At 67.5% G+C, this 16,183-nt stretch carries 19 protein-coding genes and 1 pseudogene; 11 read left to right on the forward strand and 9 right to left on the reverse strand.

The window, feature by feature from the left end:
* A partial coding sequence (locus ACYQ8K_RS28415; RefSeq protein ID WP_459974462.1) for a LapA family protein occupies window positions 1-313 on the forward strand: 313 nt, incomplete at its 5' end.
* Here the strand turns inward: ACYQ8K_RS28415 and ACYQ8K_RS28420 are convergent.
* Both ACYQ8K_RS28420 and ACYQ8K_RS28425 read right to left on the reverse strand, forming a co-directional pair.
* Window positions 310-1,362: a phosphotransferase family protein gene (locus tag ACYQ8K_RS28420; protein WP_459974464.1), complete on the reverse strand. Its 1,053-nt coding sequence runs from the start codon at window positions 1,360-1,362 to the stop codon at window positions 310-312. The genes ACYQ8K_RS28415 and ACYQ8K_RS28420 overlap by 4 nt on opposite strands.
* A gap of 63 nt (window positions 1,363-1,425) precedes the next feature.
* The gene (locus tag ACYQ8K_RS28425; protein ID WP_459974466.1) at window positions 1,426-2,064 is read right to left on the reverse strand and encodes a histidine phosphatase family protein; all 639 of its coding nucleotides are present in this window, start codon (window positions 2,062-2,064) and stop codon (window positions 1,426-1,428) included.
* Window positions 2,065-2,140: 76 nt separating this feature from the next.
* On the opposite strand from ACYQ8K_RS28425, the gene ACYQ8K_RS28430 reads away from it, so the two are divergent.
* Genes ACYQ8K_RS28430 through ACYQ8K_RS28455 form a run of 6 tightly spaced genes read left to right on the forward strand, consistent with a single transcriptional unit; the run spans window position 2,141 to window position 7,584 of the window.
* Window positions 2,141-2,809: a class I SAM-dependent methyltransferase gene (locus tag ACYQ8K_RS28430; protein ID WP_459974468.1), complete on the forward strand. Its 669-nt coding sequence runs from the start codon at window positions 2,141-2,143 to the stop codon at window positions 2,807-2,809.
* Window positions 2,810-2,836: 27 nt separating this feature from the next.
* Entirely contained in the window at window positions 2,837-3,919 is a 1,083-nt protein-coding gene (locus ACYQ8K_RS28435; RefSeq protein ID WP_459974470.1) for a phosphotransferase family protein, read from the forward strand.
* 1 nt (window position 3,920) lies between these two features.
* Window positions 3,921-4,685 carry an SDR family NAD(P)-dependent oxidoreductase gene (locus tag ACYQ8K_RS28440; protein WP_459974472.1) on the forward strand — a complete coding sequence of 255 codons (765 nt, stop codon included), beginning with the start codon at window positions 3,921-3,923 and terminating at the stop codon, window positions 4,683-4,685.
* Between the two features lie 43 nt (window positions 4,686-4,728).
* Window positions 4,729-6,012: an acyl-CoA dehydrogenase family protein gene (locus tag ACYQ8K_RS28445; protein ID WP_459974474.1), complete on the forward strand. Its 1,284-nt coding sequence runs from the start codon at window positions 4,729-4,731 to the stop codon at window positions 6,010-6,012.
* Window positions 5,993-6,616 (forward strand): TetR/AcrR family transcriptional regulator, encoded by a 624-nt coding sequence (locus tag ACYQ8K_RS28450; protein WP_459974476.1) that lies wholly within the window; start codon window positions 5,993-5,995, stop codon window positions 6,614-6,616. Before ACYQ8K_RS28445 ends, ACYQ8K_RS28450 begins: the two co-directional genes overlap by 20 nt.
* The gene (locus ACYQ8K_RS28455) at window positions 6,616-7,584 is read left to right on the forward strand and encodes an NADPH:quinone oxidoreductase family protein (protein ID WP_459974478.1); all 969 of its coding nucleotides are present in this window, start codon (window positions 6,616-6,618) and stop codon (window positions 7,582-7,584) included. Before ACYQ8K_RS28450 ends, ACYQ8K_RS28455 begins: the two co-directional genes overlap by 1 nt.
* A 7-nt stretch (window positions 7,585-7,591) precedes the next feature.
* On the opposite strand, the gene ACYQ8K_RS28460 is transcribed toward ACYQ8K_RS28455, so the two are convergent.
* The gene (locus tag ACYQ8K_RS28460; RefSeq protein ID WP_459974480.1) at window positions 7,592-9,466 is read right to left on the reverse strand and encodes an alkyl/aryl-sulfatase; all 1,875 of its coding nucleotides are present in this window, start codon (window positions 9,464-9,466) and stop codon (window positions 7,592-7,594) included.
* A gap of 177 nt (window positions 9,467-9,643) precedes the next feature.
* Between ACYQ8K_RS28460 and ACYQ8K_RS28465 the strand changes: the two genes are divergently transcribed.
* Entirely contained in the window at window positions 9,644-10,111 is a 468-nt protein-coding gene (locus ACYQ8K_RS28465) for a lipoprotein LpqH (protein ID WP_459974482.1), read from the forward strand.
* A 1-nt stretch (window position 10,112) separates the two neighbouring features.
* Here ACYQ8K_RS28465 and ACYQ8K_RS28470 read toward each other — a convergent pair whose 3' ends face one another.
* The 6 genes from ACYQ8K_RS28470 to ACYQ8K_RS28495 form a co-directional block, all read right to left on the reverse strand.
* Window positions 10,113-11,621 carry a sensor histidine kinase gene (locus ACYQ8K_RS28470; RefSeq protein ID WP_459974484.1) on the reverse strand — a complete coding sequence of 503 codons (1,509 nt, stop codon included), beginning with the start codon at window positions 11,619-11,621 and terminating at the stop codon, window positions 10,113-10,115.
* Window positions 11,599-12,303 carry a response regulator transcription factor gene (locus ACYQ8K_RS28475; RefSeq protein ID WP_459974486.1) on the reverse strand — a complete coding sequence of 235 codons (705 nt, stop codon included), beginning with the start codon at window positions 12,301-12,303 and terminating at the stop codon, window positions 11,599-11,601. Before ACYQ8K_RS28475 ends, ACYQ8K_RS28470 begins: the two co-directional genes overlap by 23 nt.
* A gap of 150 nt (window positions 12,304-12,453) precedes the next feature.
* Window positions 12,454-12,609 (reverse strand): hypothetical protein, encoded by a 156-nt coding sequence (locus ACYQ8K_RS28480; RefSeq protein WP_459974488.1) that lies wholly within the window; start codon window positions 12,607-12,609, stop codon window positions 12,454-12,456.
* Window positions 12,610-12,632: 23 nt separating this feature from the next.
* Window positions 12,633-12,872 carry a hypothetical protein gene (locus tag ACYQ8K_RS28485; RefSeq protein ID WP_459974490.1) on the reverse strand — a complete coding sequence of 80 codons (240 nt, stop codon included), beginning with the start codon at window positions 12,870-12,872 and terminating at the stop codon, window positions 12,633-12,635.
* Between the two features lie 105 nt (window positions 12,873-12,977).
* Window positions 12,978-13,388 carry an MmcQ/YjbR family DNA-binding protein gene (locus ACYQ8K_RS28490; RefSeq protein ID WP_459974492.1) on the reverse strand — a complete coding sequence of 137 codons (411 nt, stop codon included), beginning with the start codon at window positions 13,386-13,388 and terminating at the stop codon, window positions 12,978-12,980.
* 62 nt (window positions 13,389-13,450) lie between these two features.
* A complete protein-coding gene (locus tag ACYQ8K_RS28495) occupies window positions 13,451-14,395 on the reverse strand; it encodes a class I SAM-dependent methyltransferase (protein WP_459974494.1) in 945 nt (314 codons plus the stop codon).
* Window positions 14,396-14,520: 125 nt separating this feature from the next.
* Between ACYQ8K_RS28495 and ACYQ8K_RS28500 the strand changes: the two genes are divergently transcribed.
* The 3 genes and pseudogenes from ACYQ8K_RS28500 to ACYQ8K_RS28510 all read left to right on the forward strand — a co-directional run.
* Window positions 14,521-14,877, forward strand: coding sequence for a nuclear transport factor 2 family protein (locus tag ACYQ8K_RS28500; RefSeq protein ID WP_459974496.1), 357 nt, complete (start codon window positions 14,521-14,523; stop codon window positions 14,875-14,877).
* Window positions 14,878-14,916: 39 nt separating this feature from the next.
* The gene (locus tag ACYQ8K_RS28505) at window positions 14,917-15,915 is read left to right on the forward strand and encodes a phosphotransferase family protein (protein WP_459974498.1); all 999 of its coding nucleotides are present in this window, start codon (window positions 14,917-14,919) and stop codon (window positions 15,913-15,915) included.
* 19 nt (window positions 15,916-15,934) lie between these two features.
* Window positions 15,935-16,183, forward strand: a pseudogene (locus tag ACYQ8K_RS28510) (hypothetical protein); the annotation flags it as partial.

The following is a 16,183-nucleotide window of genomic DNA, read 5'->3' on the forward strand; positions in this document are numbered from 1 at the left end:
CCCCAAGCCCGACCCCGCCGCCAAGACCGGCAAGCCCGCCAAGGAACCGGCCATCGGCTTCACCCGCGCCGGCGCCTTGTGGTCGTCGCTGATCGCCGGCTTCGTGATCCTGATCCTGTTGCTGATTTTCATCACCCAGAACACGGCACCCGCAGAGTTTCAGTTCTTGGGCTGGCGCTGGAGCCAACCCAAGGGAGTGGCGATCCTGCTGGCGGCCGTGGTCGGTGGGCTGATCACGGTTGCGGTCGGCACCGCACGGATCTTGCAGCTGCGCCGCGCGGCCAAACGTCAGCACGCGGCTGCCTCGCGCTAACCGGGCAGCTTGGCCAATTCGGCAAGACCCCGGGAGATCAGCGGCGCCACCACCTCGGGAGTGTGCTCGGACGCGTCGCCCGTGCCGCGGGCCTGATCCGACATCCGCCTGCGGAAGTCGATGCCCGCGGCGATGATGGCGAGCTTGAAGTAGGCCAGCGCCATGTAGAACTCCCAATGCGCCAGCGGTGTGCCGGCCACCAGCGAATAACGGTCCGCCAGTTCGTCGGCCGTCGGCAACAACGGCGACGTCCACGCGGCCTGCGCGTTGACGATCAGGTCCAGGGCGGGGTCGCGGTACACGCACATCAGGGCCGCGTCGGACAGCGGATCCCCCAGCGTGGAGAGCTCCCAGTCGACGACCGCACGAACCTTGGTCGGGTCGTCGGCGTCCAGGATCGTGTTGTCGATCCGGTAGTCGCCGTGCACGATCGACGTGCGGCTCTGCTGCGGAATCGCTTCGCCCAGACCGGAATGCAGCCGTTCCACATCGGCATCGCGGCGATCCTCGGGCAACCGCACCAGCGACCATTGCGAGCCCCAGCGCCGCACCTGACGCTCCAGATAGCCGCTGGGCTTGCCGAAGTCGGCCAGGCCGACGGCGTTGGGGTCGACGGTGTGCAGGTCGACGAGCACCCGGATCAACGAGTCGACGCAGCCGCCGATGACCGTGTGGCTGAACGATTCGAGCTGAGCGCGTCGGCGCACCACCTGTCCGGCGACGAATTCGACGATCTGGAAGGGGGCGCCCAGCACCGAATCGTCCTCGCAGAGGCCGATCGTGCGCGCGACCGGAACGGGCGTGTCCTGCAGCGCCGCGACGACCCGGTACTCGCGGGCCATGTCGTGCGCCGACGGCGTCAGCCCGTGCAGCGGCGGGCGCCGCACCAACCAACTGTTGCTGTCGTCGTAGACCCGGAAGGTCAGATTGGAGCGACCACCGGATATGAAGTCCGCGCGCAACTCACCCTCGCGCCCGATCCCGAGCGAACGCAGGTAGGAGTCCAGCGAGGCCAGGTCGAGGCCCTCGAGTTGGTCAGCTGAAGTCACCGAACTTGTCTACCATCGCCGGGCCCGACGCGGCGCACTACCTGCGATTTGCCGGTCGCCCGCTCAGGCCTTGCCACGGCTCGCGTCGTCGTCGAGCAGCCTCTGGTTCCGCGGCAACAGGTCCCAGACGTGTTCGGTGGTGTTGACCGCCGCCACCGTCGCCTGCCCGGACCGGGAGAACAGCAGCCGAGTGACCGACGCGTAGTCGACCGGAAAGGACAGCAGCCGGGCGGTTCCGAGGATTTCGTGCAGGAGGACGTTGATGACGCCGCCGTGGCTGAACACCGCGACCGTGTCGTCGGGGTCGCCGGTGGCGACCAGGTCGTCGACCGCGGCACGCACCCGGGCACGGAAAACGTCCTCGTCGACCGCGCTGGGCAGATGCCCCTGAGCCAGGCGCGCCCATTCTTCGGGCATCTCCGCGCGGATCTGCTCGACGGGGATGTAGACGGGAAGATCGCGGTCGTACTCGGCGAAGCGATCGTCGATCTCGACGGTCAGGCCGCGATCCGCCGCGACCGGTTCGGCGGTCTGGATGGCCCGGCGCTGCGGGCTGCTCACTACCCGCGCGATCGGAAACCTGGCGAGCGCCTTGGGGAGTCGCTCGATCTGGGCCAACCCTTCCTGCGACAGGTCCGGATCGGAACCTTGTCCGTGTTCGCTGCGCAGCGGCAGCGCGTGCCGGACCAGAAGCACTTGCATATTTCTTCCTGTCGTTCGATGGTTGGCAGCGCCAGTTTCTCATCGCGTGGGGTGACGCCGATCTCGAGGAGGCTCCGTGACTGAACCGGACAGGGATTGGGACGCCGCCTACCGACAAGCCGCCCCGCCTCCCTGGAGCATCGGGCGCCCCCAACCGGAGCTGGCGCTGCTCATCGATCAGGGCAAGATCCGCGGCGAGGTGCTGGACTCCGGTTGCGGCCACGCCGCTTTGTCGTTGACCCTCGCCGCGCTCGGCTACACCGTGGTCGGCCTGGACGCCAGCGCGACCGCGATCGCCGCGGCCACCGCCGCTGCCGCCGAGCGAGGGCTGACGACGGCGACTTTCGCGCAGGCCGACGTCACCGACTTCGGCGGCTATGACGGTCGCTTCTCCACGATTCTGGACAGCGGGCTGTTTCACGCGCTGCCGCCCGAGCGCCGCCAGGACTATGTGCAGTCGATCTTCCGGGCCGCCGCGCCGGGCGCCGCGCTGTACATCCTGGCCTTCGCCGCCGGCGCATTGGACGACGCCCATTCGGGCCGGCCGGGCCCACCCGGCTTCGCCGAAGCCGAATTGCGCGACGCCGTCGCGACGCTGTGGCGGGTCGATGACGTGCGCCCGGCCAAGGTGTACGGCACCGACGCCGCCGGGTCCCCCGACGGTCCGCTGGCGCACCTGGACCACGACGACGAGGGCCACTTCATGGCTCCCGGTTTCCTGCTGAGCGCGCACAAGCCGGGCTGACGGCCTCACTTGCCCCTAGCACGGAGAATGCTATTCTCCGGACAGAGATCGGGGTGTGCAGAGAGGGGTTGGCCGGTGACTGGTGAATCGGGACTCGACGCGGCCGTCCTCGCGCGCTGGCTGGATGCGAACGACGCGCCGGGCGGCGGCGAAGAGGCGCGACTGACCCAGCTGAAGGGCGGTTCGCAGAACACCCTCTATCTGATCGAGCGCGGTGGCCAGCGGATGGTGTTGCGGATGCCCGGCGCCCGGGCCGACGCCGCCCGCATCGACGGGCTGCTGCGGGAGATCCGCCTGGTGCGGGCGCTGTCCGGCACCGATGTCCCGCACGCGGCGCTGATCGCCGCCGACGACACCGGCGCCGTGCTGGGGATGCCGTTCTACGTGATGCAGGCGATCGACGGCTGGAGCCCGATGGACGGCGGGTGGCCATCGCCGTTCGACACCGACCTCGAGGCCCGGCGCGGCCTGGCCTTCCAATTGGTCGACGGCGCGGCCAAGCTGGGCCGGGTGGACTGGCGCAAGCAAGGACTCGAAGGTTTCGGCCGCCCGGACGGATTCCACGAGCGGCAGGTCGACCGCTGGCTGGCGTTTCTCGACGCCTACCAGGTCCGCGAGCTGCCGGGTCTGGACGTGGCCTCCGACTGGCTGCGCCGCAACCGTCCCGCGCATTACCGGCCGGGCATCATGCACGGCGACTATCAGTTCGCCAACGTGATGTTCGCGCACGACGCCCCCGCGCGCCTGGCCGCGATCGTGGACTGGGAGATGACCACGGTCGGCGATCCGCTCCTCGACCTGGCGTGGTGTTTGCTGGGCTACGACGGCGAAAAGCCGCGCGAGGACGGGTTTTATCTCGACATGCGCGGCATGCCCACGCGCAGCGAGCTGTTGGAGCATTACGAATCCGTCAGCGGAGTGTCGACCGAGAACATCGACTACTACCTGGTGCTGGCCAATTGGAAGCTGGGCATCGTGCTGGAGAAGACGTACGCGGCCGGGATGCGGACCGGCAAGGTGGACCCCAAGATCACCGACGCGTTCGGTCCGATGATTCTCCAGCTCATCGCCACTGCCGCCGAACTCGCCCGATCTACCAAAGGATCCTGAAATGGGTTATGCCGAACAGCTTTTCGATCTCACCGATCGGGTCATGCTGATCACTGGGGGCAGCCGCGGCCTGGGCCGCGAGATTGCGTTCGGCGCGGCCCGCTGCGGTGCCGACGTGGTGATCGCGAGCCGCAACATGGACAACTGCGTGTCCACCGCCGAAGAGATCGAGGCCGAGACCGGCCGGTCGGCCCTGCCGTATCAGGTGCACGTGGGGCGCTGGGATCAGCTCGACGGCCTGGTCGAGGCCAGCTACGAACGGTTCGGCAAGGTCGACACGCTGATCAACAACGCGGGTATGTCCCCGCTGTACGACAAGCTGACCGACGTGACCGAGAAGCTCTTCGACGCCGTGGTCAACCTCAACCTCAAGGGCCCATTCCGCTTGTCGGCGCTGGTGGGTGAGCGCATGGTGGCGGCCGGACGCGGCTCGATCATCAACGTGAGTACGGCCGGCTCGCTGCGGCCGACGCCCGACATCATCCCCTACGCCGCGTCCAAGGCCGGGCTCAATGCCATGACCGAGGCGCTGGCGAAGGCGTTCGGCCCGGCGGTGCGGGTCAACACCTTGATGGCCGGGCCGTTTCTCACCGATGTGAGCAAGGCCTGGAATCTCGAAGCGGCCGAACAGAATCCGTTCAAGCATCTTTCGTTGCAGCGCGCGGGCGACCCCCACGAAATCGTCGGCGCGGCACTGTTCCTGGCGTCCGACGCGTCCAGCTTCACCACCGGCTCGATCCTGCGGGCCGACGGCGGGATCCCCTGACGCAATCCGGGCGCAGTGGGCCCGCAAAGAAAGGAGTGTTCGAATGTCCTGGGACTTTTCTACCGAGCCGGAATTCGAGGAGAGGCTCGAGTGGATCCGCGGCTTCGTTCGCGACGAGGTGGAACCGCTCGAGGTGCTGTTCCCCGGCTGCGAGTTCTTGCCGCTGAACGACGAACGGCGCCGCATCGTCGACCCGCTCAAGCAGCAGGTGCGCGACAAGGGTTTGTGGGCACCGCATCTGGGGCCCGAATTGGGCGGGCAGGGTTTCGGTGCGGTCAAGCTGACGCTGATCAACGAGATCCTGGGCCGCAGCCCGTGGGCGCCGATCGTGTTCGGAACGCAAGCGCCCGACACCGGCAACGCCGAGATCATCGCCCGCTTCGGAACCCAGGAACAGAAGGACCGCTACCTGGCGGGCCTGCTGTCCGGGGAGATCTTCTCGTGCTTCTCGATGACCGAGCCGCAGGGCGGCGCGGACCCGCGAGTGTTCACCACCCGCGCGGTCCGCGACGGTGACGACTGGGTGATCACCGGGCGAAAGTACTTCTCCTCCAACGCCTCCGTCGCCTCGTTCTTCATCGTCGTCGCGATCACCGATCCCGACGTGCCGGTCCACACCGGTGCGTCGACGTTCCTGATCCCCGCCGGCACCGAGGGGCTGATCCTGGAAGCCAATCACCACCTGGTCGGGGCCGACCCGCACGAGCCGGGCCATTCGCTGGTGCATTACAACGACGTGCGGGTGCCCGCCGACGCGCTGCTCGGCGAACCCGGGCAGGGCTTTGTGATATTGCAGACCCGGCTGGCCGGCGGGCGCCTGCATCACGCGATGCGCTCCATCGGGATGGCGCAACGCGCCGTCGAGATCATGTCCCGCCGGGCGAAAAGTCGCTTCACCCAGGGCAGTCTGCTGGCCGACAAGCAACTGGTCCAGGAGTTCGTCGCCGACTCGTACACCGAGCTGATCCCGTTCCGGCTGACCGTGCTGCACGCCGCGTGGCTGATCGACAACGGTGACGAGCGCGCCGCACGCGCCGAGATCGCCGCCTGCAAGATCCTGGCATCGCAGGTGCTCAAATCGATTGCCCTGCGGGCCATTCAGGTGCACGGGGCGCTGGGGCTCACCGACCAGCTGCCCCTGGTCAACGTCCTGCTGGGCGGCATCGCGCTGGGGCTGGCCGACGGGCCGACCGAGGCGCACAAGGTCAACCTGGCCCGGATGCTGCTGAAGGGTTACCAGGCCGAGGAGGGCGACTGGCCCAGCGAGATGCTCGACGTGCGGCGCGCGGCCGCGCGCGCCAAATACGGTGAGCTCGTTGACCTCTGACCGGGTGGCCGCCGCGGTCGAGCGGGCACTGGATGACCGGCAGCGGGAAGCCACCGAGGAGGTGGAACGCATCCTGGCCGCCGCGGTGCGCGTCATGGAACGCGTCGCCCCCGAACCGCCGCGGGTCAGCGACATCGTCGCCGAGGCGGGGTCGTCGAACAAGGCGTTCTACCGCTATTTCGCCGGCAAGGACGATCTGATCCTGGCCGTCATGGAGCGCGGGGTGGGCATCGTGGTGTCCTACCTCGAGCATCAGATGGCCAAGGAATCCGAGCCGCGCGACAAGATCGCACGGTGGATCGAGGGCACGCTGGCCCAGGTGGCCGACCCGCACCTGATCAGCATGACCCGCGCGGCGGCCGGCCAGATGTCGACCGGTACCAGCTGGCGCGCGGCCGACCAGGAGATGATGGGGCCGCTCCGCGAGCTGCTCGTCGAACCCGTTGCGGCGCTGGGCAGTACCGACGTCGACCGCGATGTCCAGGCGGTGTTCAGCTGCACCGCCGCGACCATGCGACGCTATGTGGGCTCGGCCGACCGGCCCGGCCCCGACGACATCGCACACGTGGTGCGGTTCTGTTTACGTGGTCTGGAGGCCCATTGATGCGCGCGGTGATCTGTCGTTCCTACGGCGCTCCCGAGGATCTGGTGATCGAAGACGTGCCCGATCCCGTAGCGGCCCCGGGCCAGTTGCTGGTGCGGGTCCGCGCGGCCGCGGTCAACTTCCCCGACGTGCTGTTCATCGCCGGCAAGTACCAGGTCAAGATCCCGCCGCCGTTTATCCCGGGCAATGAGATCGCCGGGGAGGTCATCGCCGCCGGCGACGGTGCGCCGTTCCGTCCCGGACAGCGGGTTTCCGGAACCACCTTCGGGGCGTTCGCCGAACAGGCGCTGCTCGACGCGAGTCAGGCCGAGCTCGTACCCGACGACGCCGACTTCGCCTCCGCCGCGGCCTTCGGCGTCACCTACCGCACCGCCTACCACGCGCTGCGCTCGACGGCCGCCGTCACACAAGGAGATTGGGTGGTCGTACTCGGCGCCGCGGGCGGTGTGGGGCTGGCCGCGGTCGACCTGGCGGTCGCGATGGGGGCCCGGGTGCTGGCCGCGGCGTCGAGCCCGCAGAAGCTCGAGCTGTGCCGGCAGCGCGGTGCCGAGGCGACCGTGGACTACGACCGCGAGGACCTGAAGACGCGGATCCGTGAGCTCACCGGCGACAACGCCCGCGTGGTGCTGGACCCGGTGGGCGGGTCGTATTCCGAGCCGGCGCTGCGCGGGCTCGCGCGTGGCGGCACCTTCGTCACGCTGGGCTACGCGGCCGGCACCATCCCGGCGATTCCGCTGAATCTTATTCTGCTCAAAGACATCTGTGTGCGCGGCATGGAGATCCGCACGTTCATGACCGATCGGCCCCACGACGCGGTGCGCGACCTCAAGGAGTTGGCGCAGATGTTCGCCGCAGGCAAGGTGCGGCCCTACATCGGGGCGCGGTTCCCGCTGTCGGAGACGCCCGCGGCCTTGCGGCACGTGGCCGATCGCAAGGTGCTCGGCAAGGTGGTGATCGACGTCGCCTGAGGCGGCGTCACGGCGTGACGATGTTGAAATTCGTGTCCGGCACGTCGAGCGCCCCCACCAACGCCTGCAGCGCCCCCTGATCGCCGGTCAGCTCCAGGCCGGGTGAGGCGAAATCACCCGCCGCGACGGCCAGTAGCCGAATCTTGTTGTCCAGCCGGACCGTAACCGTTGCCGTCGAGGGGTCTGGCGGGGCCTTGCGCTGCACCAGCACGCCGTTGCGCAAGGCGAGTCGATAGTTGACCGGCGGGTCGGCAAGGGTGACGTCGACGGTGATGTCAAGATCCCAGTTGCGCGGCCCGTTGACCCGGATGGCCAGGCCGTCGAAGATCTGCTCCGGCGTCAGTTGGGCCAGCATCGTGGGGGAAGTGACCTGGCCGGCGGTGCCGAAATTGCCGTCGCGCAGTTCGGTCGCCCCGCTGAGGAAGAAGTTCCGCCAGGTCGCGTTCTCGGCGCCGTAGGCCAGCTGCTCGAACGTGTCGGCGTAGAGCGCACGGGCAGCGGCATGATCGCTGTCGGTGAACATCGCATGGTCTAAAAGCGTGGCGGCCCAACGGTAATCACCGGAGTCGAACGCTTCCTTGGCGAGCTCGACGACCCGGTCGATGCCGCCCATCGCCGCGACATAGCGAGGCGCGAGGGCCTCGGGAGGATGCGGCCACAGCCGTGCCGGGTTGCCGTCGAACCAGCCCATGTATCGCTGATAGATCGCCTTGACGTTGTGGCTGACCGACCCGTAGTAACCGCGAGCGTGCCAGGCCTGATCGAGAGCCGGTGGCAGCTGGAACATTTCGGCTATTTCGGCACCGGTGAAGCCCTGATTGAGCAATCGCAGCGTCTGGTCGTGCAGGTACGCGTAGAGGTCACGCTGCAGCGACAGGAACGCGACGATCTTGTCCCGTCCCCAGGTCGGCCAATGGTGGGAGGCGAACACGACGTCGGTGCGGTCGGCAAAGGTGTCGATGGCCTCGGTGAGGTAACCGGACCAGGCGCGCGGGTCGCGCACCAGCGCGCCGCGCAGGGTGAGCAGGTTGTGCAGGTTGTGGGTGGCGTTCTCGGCCATGCACAGGGCGCGGAAACGCGGGAAATAGAAATGCATTTCGGCGGGCGCCTCGGTGCCGGGCGCCATCTGGAACTCGATCTCCACGCCGTCGATCGTGTGTTTTTCGCCGGTTTCCCTGATGTCGACGGTCGGCACGATGAGGGCCACCTCGCCGGTGGACGTGGCCTGTCCCAGCCCGCAGCCCACATGATCCAGGGGTCCGCGCGCCAGCTGGGCGCCGTACATGTAGGTTGCGCGGCGCAGCATCGCCGGTCCGGCATAGACGTTCTCCTGCACCGCATGCTCGACGAACCCCTCCGGCGCCATGACGGCCACCGCACCGGCATCCACGTCGGCCTGCGAGGTGACGCCCAGTACTCCGCCGAAATGGTCGACGTGGCTGTGGGTGTAGATCACCGCGACGACGGGGCGCTCGCCGCCTCGGTGGGCGCGATACAGGGCCAGCGCCGCCGCGGCCACCTCCGTGGACACCAGGGGGTCGATGACGATGACGCCGTTGTCGGATTCCACGAAGGTGACGTTCGAGATGTCGAAGCCGCGGACCTGATAGATGCCGGGAACCACTTCGTAGAGGCCTTGCTTGGCGGCCAGCGTCGATTGTCGCCAGAGACTGGGGTGAACCGACGCCGGGGCGGGGCCACTCAGGAACGAGTAGGCGTCGTTGTCCCAGACCACCCGCCCGTCGGCCGCTTTGATCACGCACGGCGACTCCGCGGCGATGAATCCGCGGTCGGCGTCGGCGAAATCCGTTTCATCGTGAAACGGCAGCCGGTGGTCGCGATGGGCCGATTCGATGAGAGCGCTGGGCGGCTTATGGTCCACCTCCCCACCTTGTCACTAATGCGCCATCCTTCAAGGCGCTCCGGCCGACATTTCGCGCACCAATTAATGAACACAGCAACAATTTCTTCGGGCGCTGGATCGTGGTTCAGTTAACCCGCATACTGCCCAGACGGCCCTCAATGCCGAGGACCGCAACTATCGGGTAAAGGAGAACAGGTGAAGCGTCAACTGACGGTGACGGTCGCCGGAGCCGCAATTCTGGTCGCCGGGATATCGGGCTGTTCAAGCAACAAATCAAATGGCGTTTCGACCTCGGTGCCGGGAGGCTCCGTGTCGGCCGGCGGCAACAACTCGTCGAAGGTCATCATCGACGGCAAGGACCAGAACGTCCAAGGCACCACTATTTGCACCAAGGCCGGCGGCAACATCTCCATCGCGGTCGGTGGCAACCAGACCGGGATCAGCGTCGTGCTCGCCGACGCCAATCCGCTCGCGGTGAAGGCGGTCCAGCTCGGCAACGTCAACGGCGTAACCCTTCAGTACGCGCAAGGTAGCCAGGGCAACGCCTCGGCGACCAAGGACGGCAACACCTACAAGGTCACCGGCACCGCCACCGGTGTCGACATGGCGAACCCGATGCAGCAGGTGAACAAGCCATTCGAAATCGACGCGACCTGCTCCTGACCTAATCGACGGCGGGCGGTTGACATCCGTTGGGTGGCAACCGCACCGTGAACTCGGTACGACCCGGTGCGCTGTCCACCGTGATGGTTCCGTTGTGCGCCTTGACAACTGCGGAGACGATCGCCAGTCCCAGCCCGGTGCTGCCGCCCTTGCGGGAACGCGACGAGTCACCGCGGGCGAACCGTTCGAAAACCTCGGATTGCAGCGCCGCCGGGATGCCTGGCCCGTTGTCGATGACCTGCAGCACGGTATGCGATGGCTCGGCGGTCAACCGCGTCGTCACGACCGTGCCCGCACCGGTGTGAACCCGGGCGTTGGCAAGCAGATTGGCCAGCACCTGGTGTAGCCGGGCAGCATCGCCGGTGACGACCACCGGCTCCTCGGGCAGGTCGAGTTCCCATTGATGATCGGGCCCGGCGACGTGAGCGTCGCTGACCGCGTCCACCGCCAACCGCGACAGATCCACCGGTTCGCGTTCCAGCGGCCGGCCGGAGTCCAGCCGGGCCAGCAGCAGCAGGTCCTCGACGAGGCGCGTCATCCGCTCGGTCTCGGAGGCCACCCGGCTCATCGCCTGCGCCACCGCCTCGCGGTCGTCGCCCATCCGTTGGGTCAGTTCGGTGTAGCCGCGGATCGCCGCGAGCGGCGTGCGCAGTTCGTGGCTGGCGTCGGCGACGAATTGGCGAACCCGCGTCTCGCTGGCCTGTCGCGCCGACAGCGCCGCCGCGATGTGGTCCAGCATCTGGTTGAGGGCCATGCCGAGCTGCCCCACCTCGGTGGAGGGGTTGGCGTCGGATTCGCGCACCCGCACCGGGAGTTCGACCTCGCCGCGGGCCAACGGCAAGCCGGCAACCTCGCTCGCCGTTTGCGCGACGCGGCGCAGCGGCGCCAGCGCCCGCCTGATGATGATCACACCGGCGGTGGTCGCGGCGACGAGCGCGATGACGGTGACGATCCCGAAGATGACCAGCATCCGCATCAGGGTGGCGTCGATGTTGGCCATGGACAGGCCGGTGACAATGACGTCGCCGCCGCTGCGGCTCGGGGCCGCCACCACCCGATAGCGGCCCAGCCCGTCGAGGTTCAGGGTCACCGGTTTGCGGCTGCCGGCGATCCCGGACAGCTGCAGCTGGGCGGTCGGCGTCAGCTCGGCCCGGTCGCCGCTGCTCGTCGTGTAGCCGGCGTCCACCGTGTTCCCGTGGCTGACTACCGCCGCCACCATGCCCGCCGGCTGGCCCGGGGCGTCCAGGAACCGCGGGCCGGGGCCCGGCCTCGGATAGACGTGCTGATGCCGCCAGCCCGAGTGTGGCGGCTCGGGGTACATGAGCGCCGAACGGTAGGAGGTGCCGGCGAGTTGCCCGTCGAGCTGGGCCACCAGGTGGTGCAGCAGCGCCAATTCGGTCGCCGCGGTGATGCCCACGCAGACGATCGCCAACACGACGATCTGACCGACCAGCAGCCGCAGCCGAAGGGACCAGGCCCTTCGCGTCTCAGCGGGCCGGCTTGAGGACATAACCCGCGCCGCGCAGCGTGTGGATCATCGGTTCCCGGCCGTTGTCGATCTTCTTGCGCAGGTATGAAATGTAGAGCTCGACGATGTTGGACCGGCCGCCGAAGTCGTAACTCCACACCCGGTCCAGGATTTGGGCCTTGCTCAGCACCCGCTTGGCGTTGCGCATCATGAATCGCAACAGCTCAAACTCGGTGGAAGTCAACGAGATTGGCTCACCCGCCCGGGTGACCTCATGGCTGTCCTCGTCAAGCACCAGGTCGCCGACCACCAGTTGCGCGCCGCTGTCCACCGTCGTCACGCCGGTGCGGCGCAACAGCGCGCGCAGGCGCAGCACGACCTCTTCGATGCTGAACGGTTTGGTGACATAGTCGTCGCCGCCCGCGGTCAGGCCGGCGATCCGGTCTTCGACGGCGTCTTTGGCCGTCAGCAGCAGCACGGGCAGTTGCGGATTCTCTTCGCGCAGCTTGTGCAGGACGTCGAGGCCGCTCATGTCGGGCAGCATCACGTCCAGCACAACCACATCGGGCCGCTGCGCGCGGGCGTTCGCGATGGCCGATGCCCCGTCACCCGCGGTGGAGATGTTCCAACCCTCGTACCGCAGGGCCATCGAGACCATGTCGGCCAGGACGGATTCGTCGTCTACGACCAAAACGTTGATGGGGTTGCCGTCTGCACGACACATAACAACCCGCTCTACTGAGGCTCGGGGCTGCGTCACAAGTTCCAGTATCCGCCGCGGGCTGAGCCAACGCTATGGCGAACCTATGCGCGTCCTGTGAAACGAATCGCGCGACTGCTGAGCAGCCGCGCGATCGTTTCTCCAGCCGAAGTGTTAATACCAATAGCGGCGGCCGGCTACCGGGCGGCCGACCGAGCCGAGAATCCAGAGGACCACGCCGATGACCAACAGGATGATGCCCAGCGTGGTCAGGATGGGTACGTGGAGAAAGAATCCCAGGATAAGCAGGATAATCCCTAAGATAACCATGTCGACTTCCTTTGAGTGAGCGGTTAGAGGTTGATCGATTGCATTGAACTTGGTTGCGGCAGATGGCAATCCGTAACTTTCGGATTGACACCGAAGTAATTCAAGGGTCCGGCGATCACGGTTACCGCAACCGTGCCCGCCGAGGCGCATGATGAGTTGTCCTGTTTGAAGTAGTCGCGCTGCCACGCCGCGAAAACCCCGATCAGCAACCACACCAACGCAACCGTTCCGATGATCCCGCTGCCACGCATCGTGACCTCCAATGTGGACGAGAAGAAGTTTTCTCGTGGACGTGAAATTACCCGTTCGACTTATGTCTAAACATGCAAAGGGTTATGCAACAGTGCTTGTCGGCGCAGCGCGCGGTGTCAGAGGTGGTCGGCGAGCCAGGTGGCGGCCCGCTTCCTCGACGCCCGGGACAACCAGGCGTCCTGGATCAGCTCAGCTAATTCGGTTCTGCTGATTTCCGCCAGCCGACTGGCCCGCACCAGGACCGAGGGATGACCGTCGAAGTGGTCCGTGGTGAAGAACGGCGACGTGGGGTCGGAGACCAACGCCAACTTGTCGCTCTCCGATTCCACCCAGAGCATGATGACGTCCGCATAGCGCTCGCCGGTGTCCGGATCGGTGGCGTCCGGCCGGGGTGTGCGGAAGAAGACGAACGACTTGCCGCCGACCTGGTAGATGGCATTGCCCTTGGGACCCGCCAGGCGCTGAACGTGCGGCATCGCGGCGGCGATCTCGTGCACGTCGCTCACCCGGGCGCGTCGAACAGGCATAGCGGCGAGGGTACCGAGTCCCCGTGACGGTGGCGAGAGGCGTTGCGGCTACCGGGTTTTGATCAGCCGGCCGTCCGCTGCGCGGACACGTAGAGGGTGGGCGGCATCGAGTCCTCCGCGCCCTGCGGAACGCTGCGGCCGTACCGCGCCATCAACTCCGCGAACGACGCCGTCGCGACGTCCCAGCCCCGCTCGCGCAGCCAGCCGTCCACGGGCGTGCGCTCCTCGGCGTACCAGAGGTCGTCGAAGTCGGTGATCTCGGCGTTGACCAGTTCGGCGGCCGCGGCCCGCATCCGCCGCATGTCGTCGCGCTGGCGCTGCACCCGACCGGGGTCGGTGAAGCCCGCGGCGGGCACGTTGGACGCCAGCCAACTGCCCGCAGCGCTCAGCGAGTCGATCCGCTCGAACAGCAGGTCCTGGGCCTGAGCGGGCAGGTAGCGGACCAGTCCCTCGGCCGACCAGACCGCCGGCTTGGATGCATCAAATCCCGCCTCCTGCAACGCTTTCGGCCAATCCTGGCGCAGATCGATCGGAACGTTGACCAGCTGGGCCTTGGGCTCCGCCCCGTGCTCACGCAGCGTCTTGGATTTGAACTCCAGCACCTTGGGCTGGTCCAGCTCGTAGACGACGGTGCCGTCGGGCCACGGGAGTCGCCAGCTGCGTGCGTCCAGGCCGGCCGCCAGGATCACCACCTGCCGAACGCCGGCGTCCGCGGCGCCGAGAAAGAACTCGTCGAAGAACGCAGTGCGGGTCGCCATGAAGTCGACCATCAGCTGAAGGCGATCGCGCAGATCCGGTTCGATGTCGCCCGCCTTGGCCAGCAGCGCCGGGTCGGCGTAGATGCTCCACATGCCCTCGCCCGCGGCGTCGACGAACACACGCGCGAACGGATCGTTGATCAGCGGGTTGTCACTCTCGGTTTCGGCCGCACGAGCCGCGGCGACACCCAGCGCCGTGGCACCCACGCTCTGAGTGATCTCCCAGGAATCGTTGTCGGTCCGCGGCATCGCCAGTTCCCTTCCCCAGAAAGTAAGTTATGCACACTATTCTTCCAGCCGCCGCCGCCCGATGCCGCCCCTCGCCGCTGCCCTAGTCTTTTTCCCAGACGGTCCACAGGTTGCAAGGGAGTGCCATGACGTCTGCCCCGCGCACGCCGCAGCAGGTGTTCGCCCACCATGGCACCGCACTGGCCGCGGGCGACCTCGACGAGATCGTCGTCGACTACGCCGAGGATTCGGTGGTGCTCAGCCCCGCCGGCATCGCCCGCGGCAGGGACGCCATCCGCTCCGTCTTCGCGACATTGCTCGCCGACCTGCCGAATGCGCAGTGGGACTTGCGAACTCAGCTGTTCGACGAGGAAGTGCTGTTTTTGGAGTGGACCGCCGATTCGGCCGTCAACCGGGTTGACGACGGTGTTGACACCTTCGTGTTCCGCGACGGCATGATCCGAGCGCAGACCGTCCGATACACGCCGCACCCGAAGGGCTGAGAAGTGGATTACGTAAACCTGGAAGCCGTGGCGGACTGGATGTCCTCCCAGGGGCTCGGCGAGGGGCCGCTGCAGGACGTTTCCAATGTCACCGGCGGCACCCAGAACATCATGCTGCGCTTCACCCGGGCCGGCCGACCCTACGTGCTGCGGCGCGGGCCACGACACTTGCGCCCGCGCAGCAACAACGTGATCTTGCGGGAGACGAAAGTCCTTGCCGCACTGGCGGGTTCCGACGTACCCCACCCGCACCTGATCGCCGCCTGCGAGGACCCGGGTGTGCTGGGCGACGCGGTCTTCTACCTGATGGACCCGGTCGACGGCTTCAACGCGGGCGAGGGCCTGCCACCGCTGCACGCCGGCGACGCCGAGATCCGCCACGGCATGGGCCTGTCGATGGCCGATGCGCTGGCCAAGCTGGGCGCGGTCGACCACGTCGCGGTGGGTCTCGCGGATTTCGGCAAGCCCGAGGGCTTCCTGGAACGCCAGGTGCCGCGGTGGCTCTCGGAGCTGGAGTCCTACAACGAATACGACGGCTACCCCGGGCCCGACATCCCCGGCATCGAGGAGGTGTCGACCTGGCTGGAGCGGCACCGGCCGGCAAGCTGGACGCCGGGGATCATGCACGGTGACTACCACGCCGCCAACGTGATGTTCTCCCGCACCGGACCGGACGTGGTCGCGATCGTCGACTGGGAGATGTGCACCATCGGCGACCCACTGCTGGATCTGGGCTGGCTGCTGGCCACCTGGCGCCAGTCCGACGGTTCCAGCGTCTTCAGCCACGCGCTGGGCGGACAGGACGGATTGGCGAGCACCGACGAGCTCTTCGAGCGCTACGCCGCCAACACCGTGCGCGACCTGTCCCACATCACCTGGTACACCGTGCTGGCCTGCTTCAAGCTCGGGATCGTGATCGAGGGAACGCTGGCCCGGGCCTGCGCCGGCAAGGCGGAGAAGGAGGTCGGCGACCAGTTGCACGCGGCCACGGTGCATCTGTTCGAGCGGGCGCTGGGCCTCATCTCCGACGAGGGCTGACCTACTACCATCTCCTCTCGTGCCGCCCTATCCCGAGGAACCGGATTACTACTCCGAGCCCACCGCGGCCGCGCGCTACGGCGGGCATTACGCACCCGAGCCACAGCCGCCGGAGCCCCCGACGCCGTGGTACCGCCGTCCGGCGGCGCTGGTCGCGGCCGGCGCCATCGGGGTGATTCTGCTGGCCGCCGTGGTGTACGCGGTGGTCAAGCTCACCAGCGGCTCGCCGGCGCCCGCCCCCACCACGACGACGCCCGTCCCCTCCACC

Source organism: Mycobacterium sp. MUNTM1 (assembly GCF_054660795.1).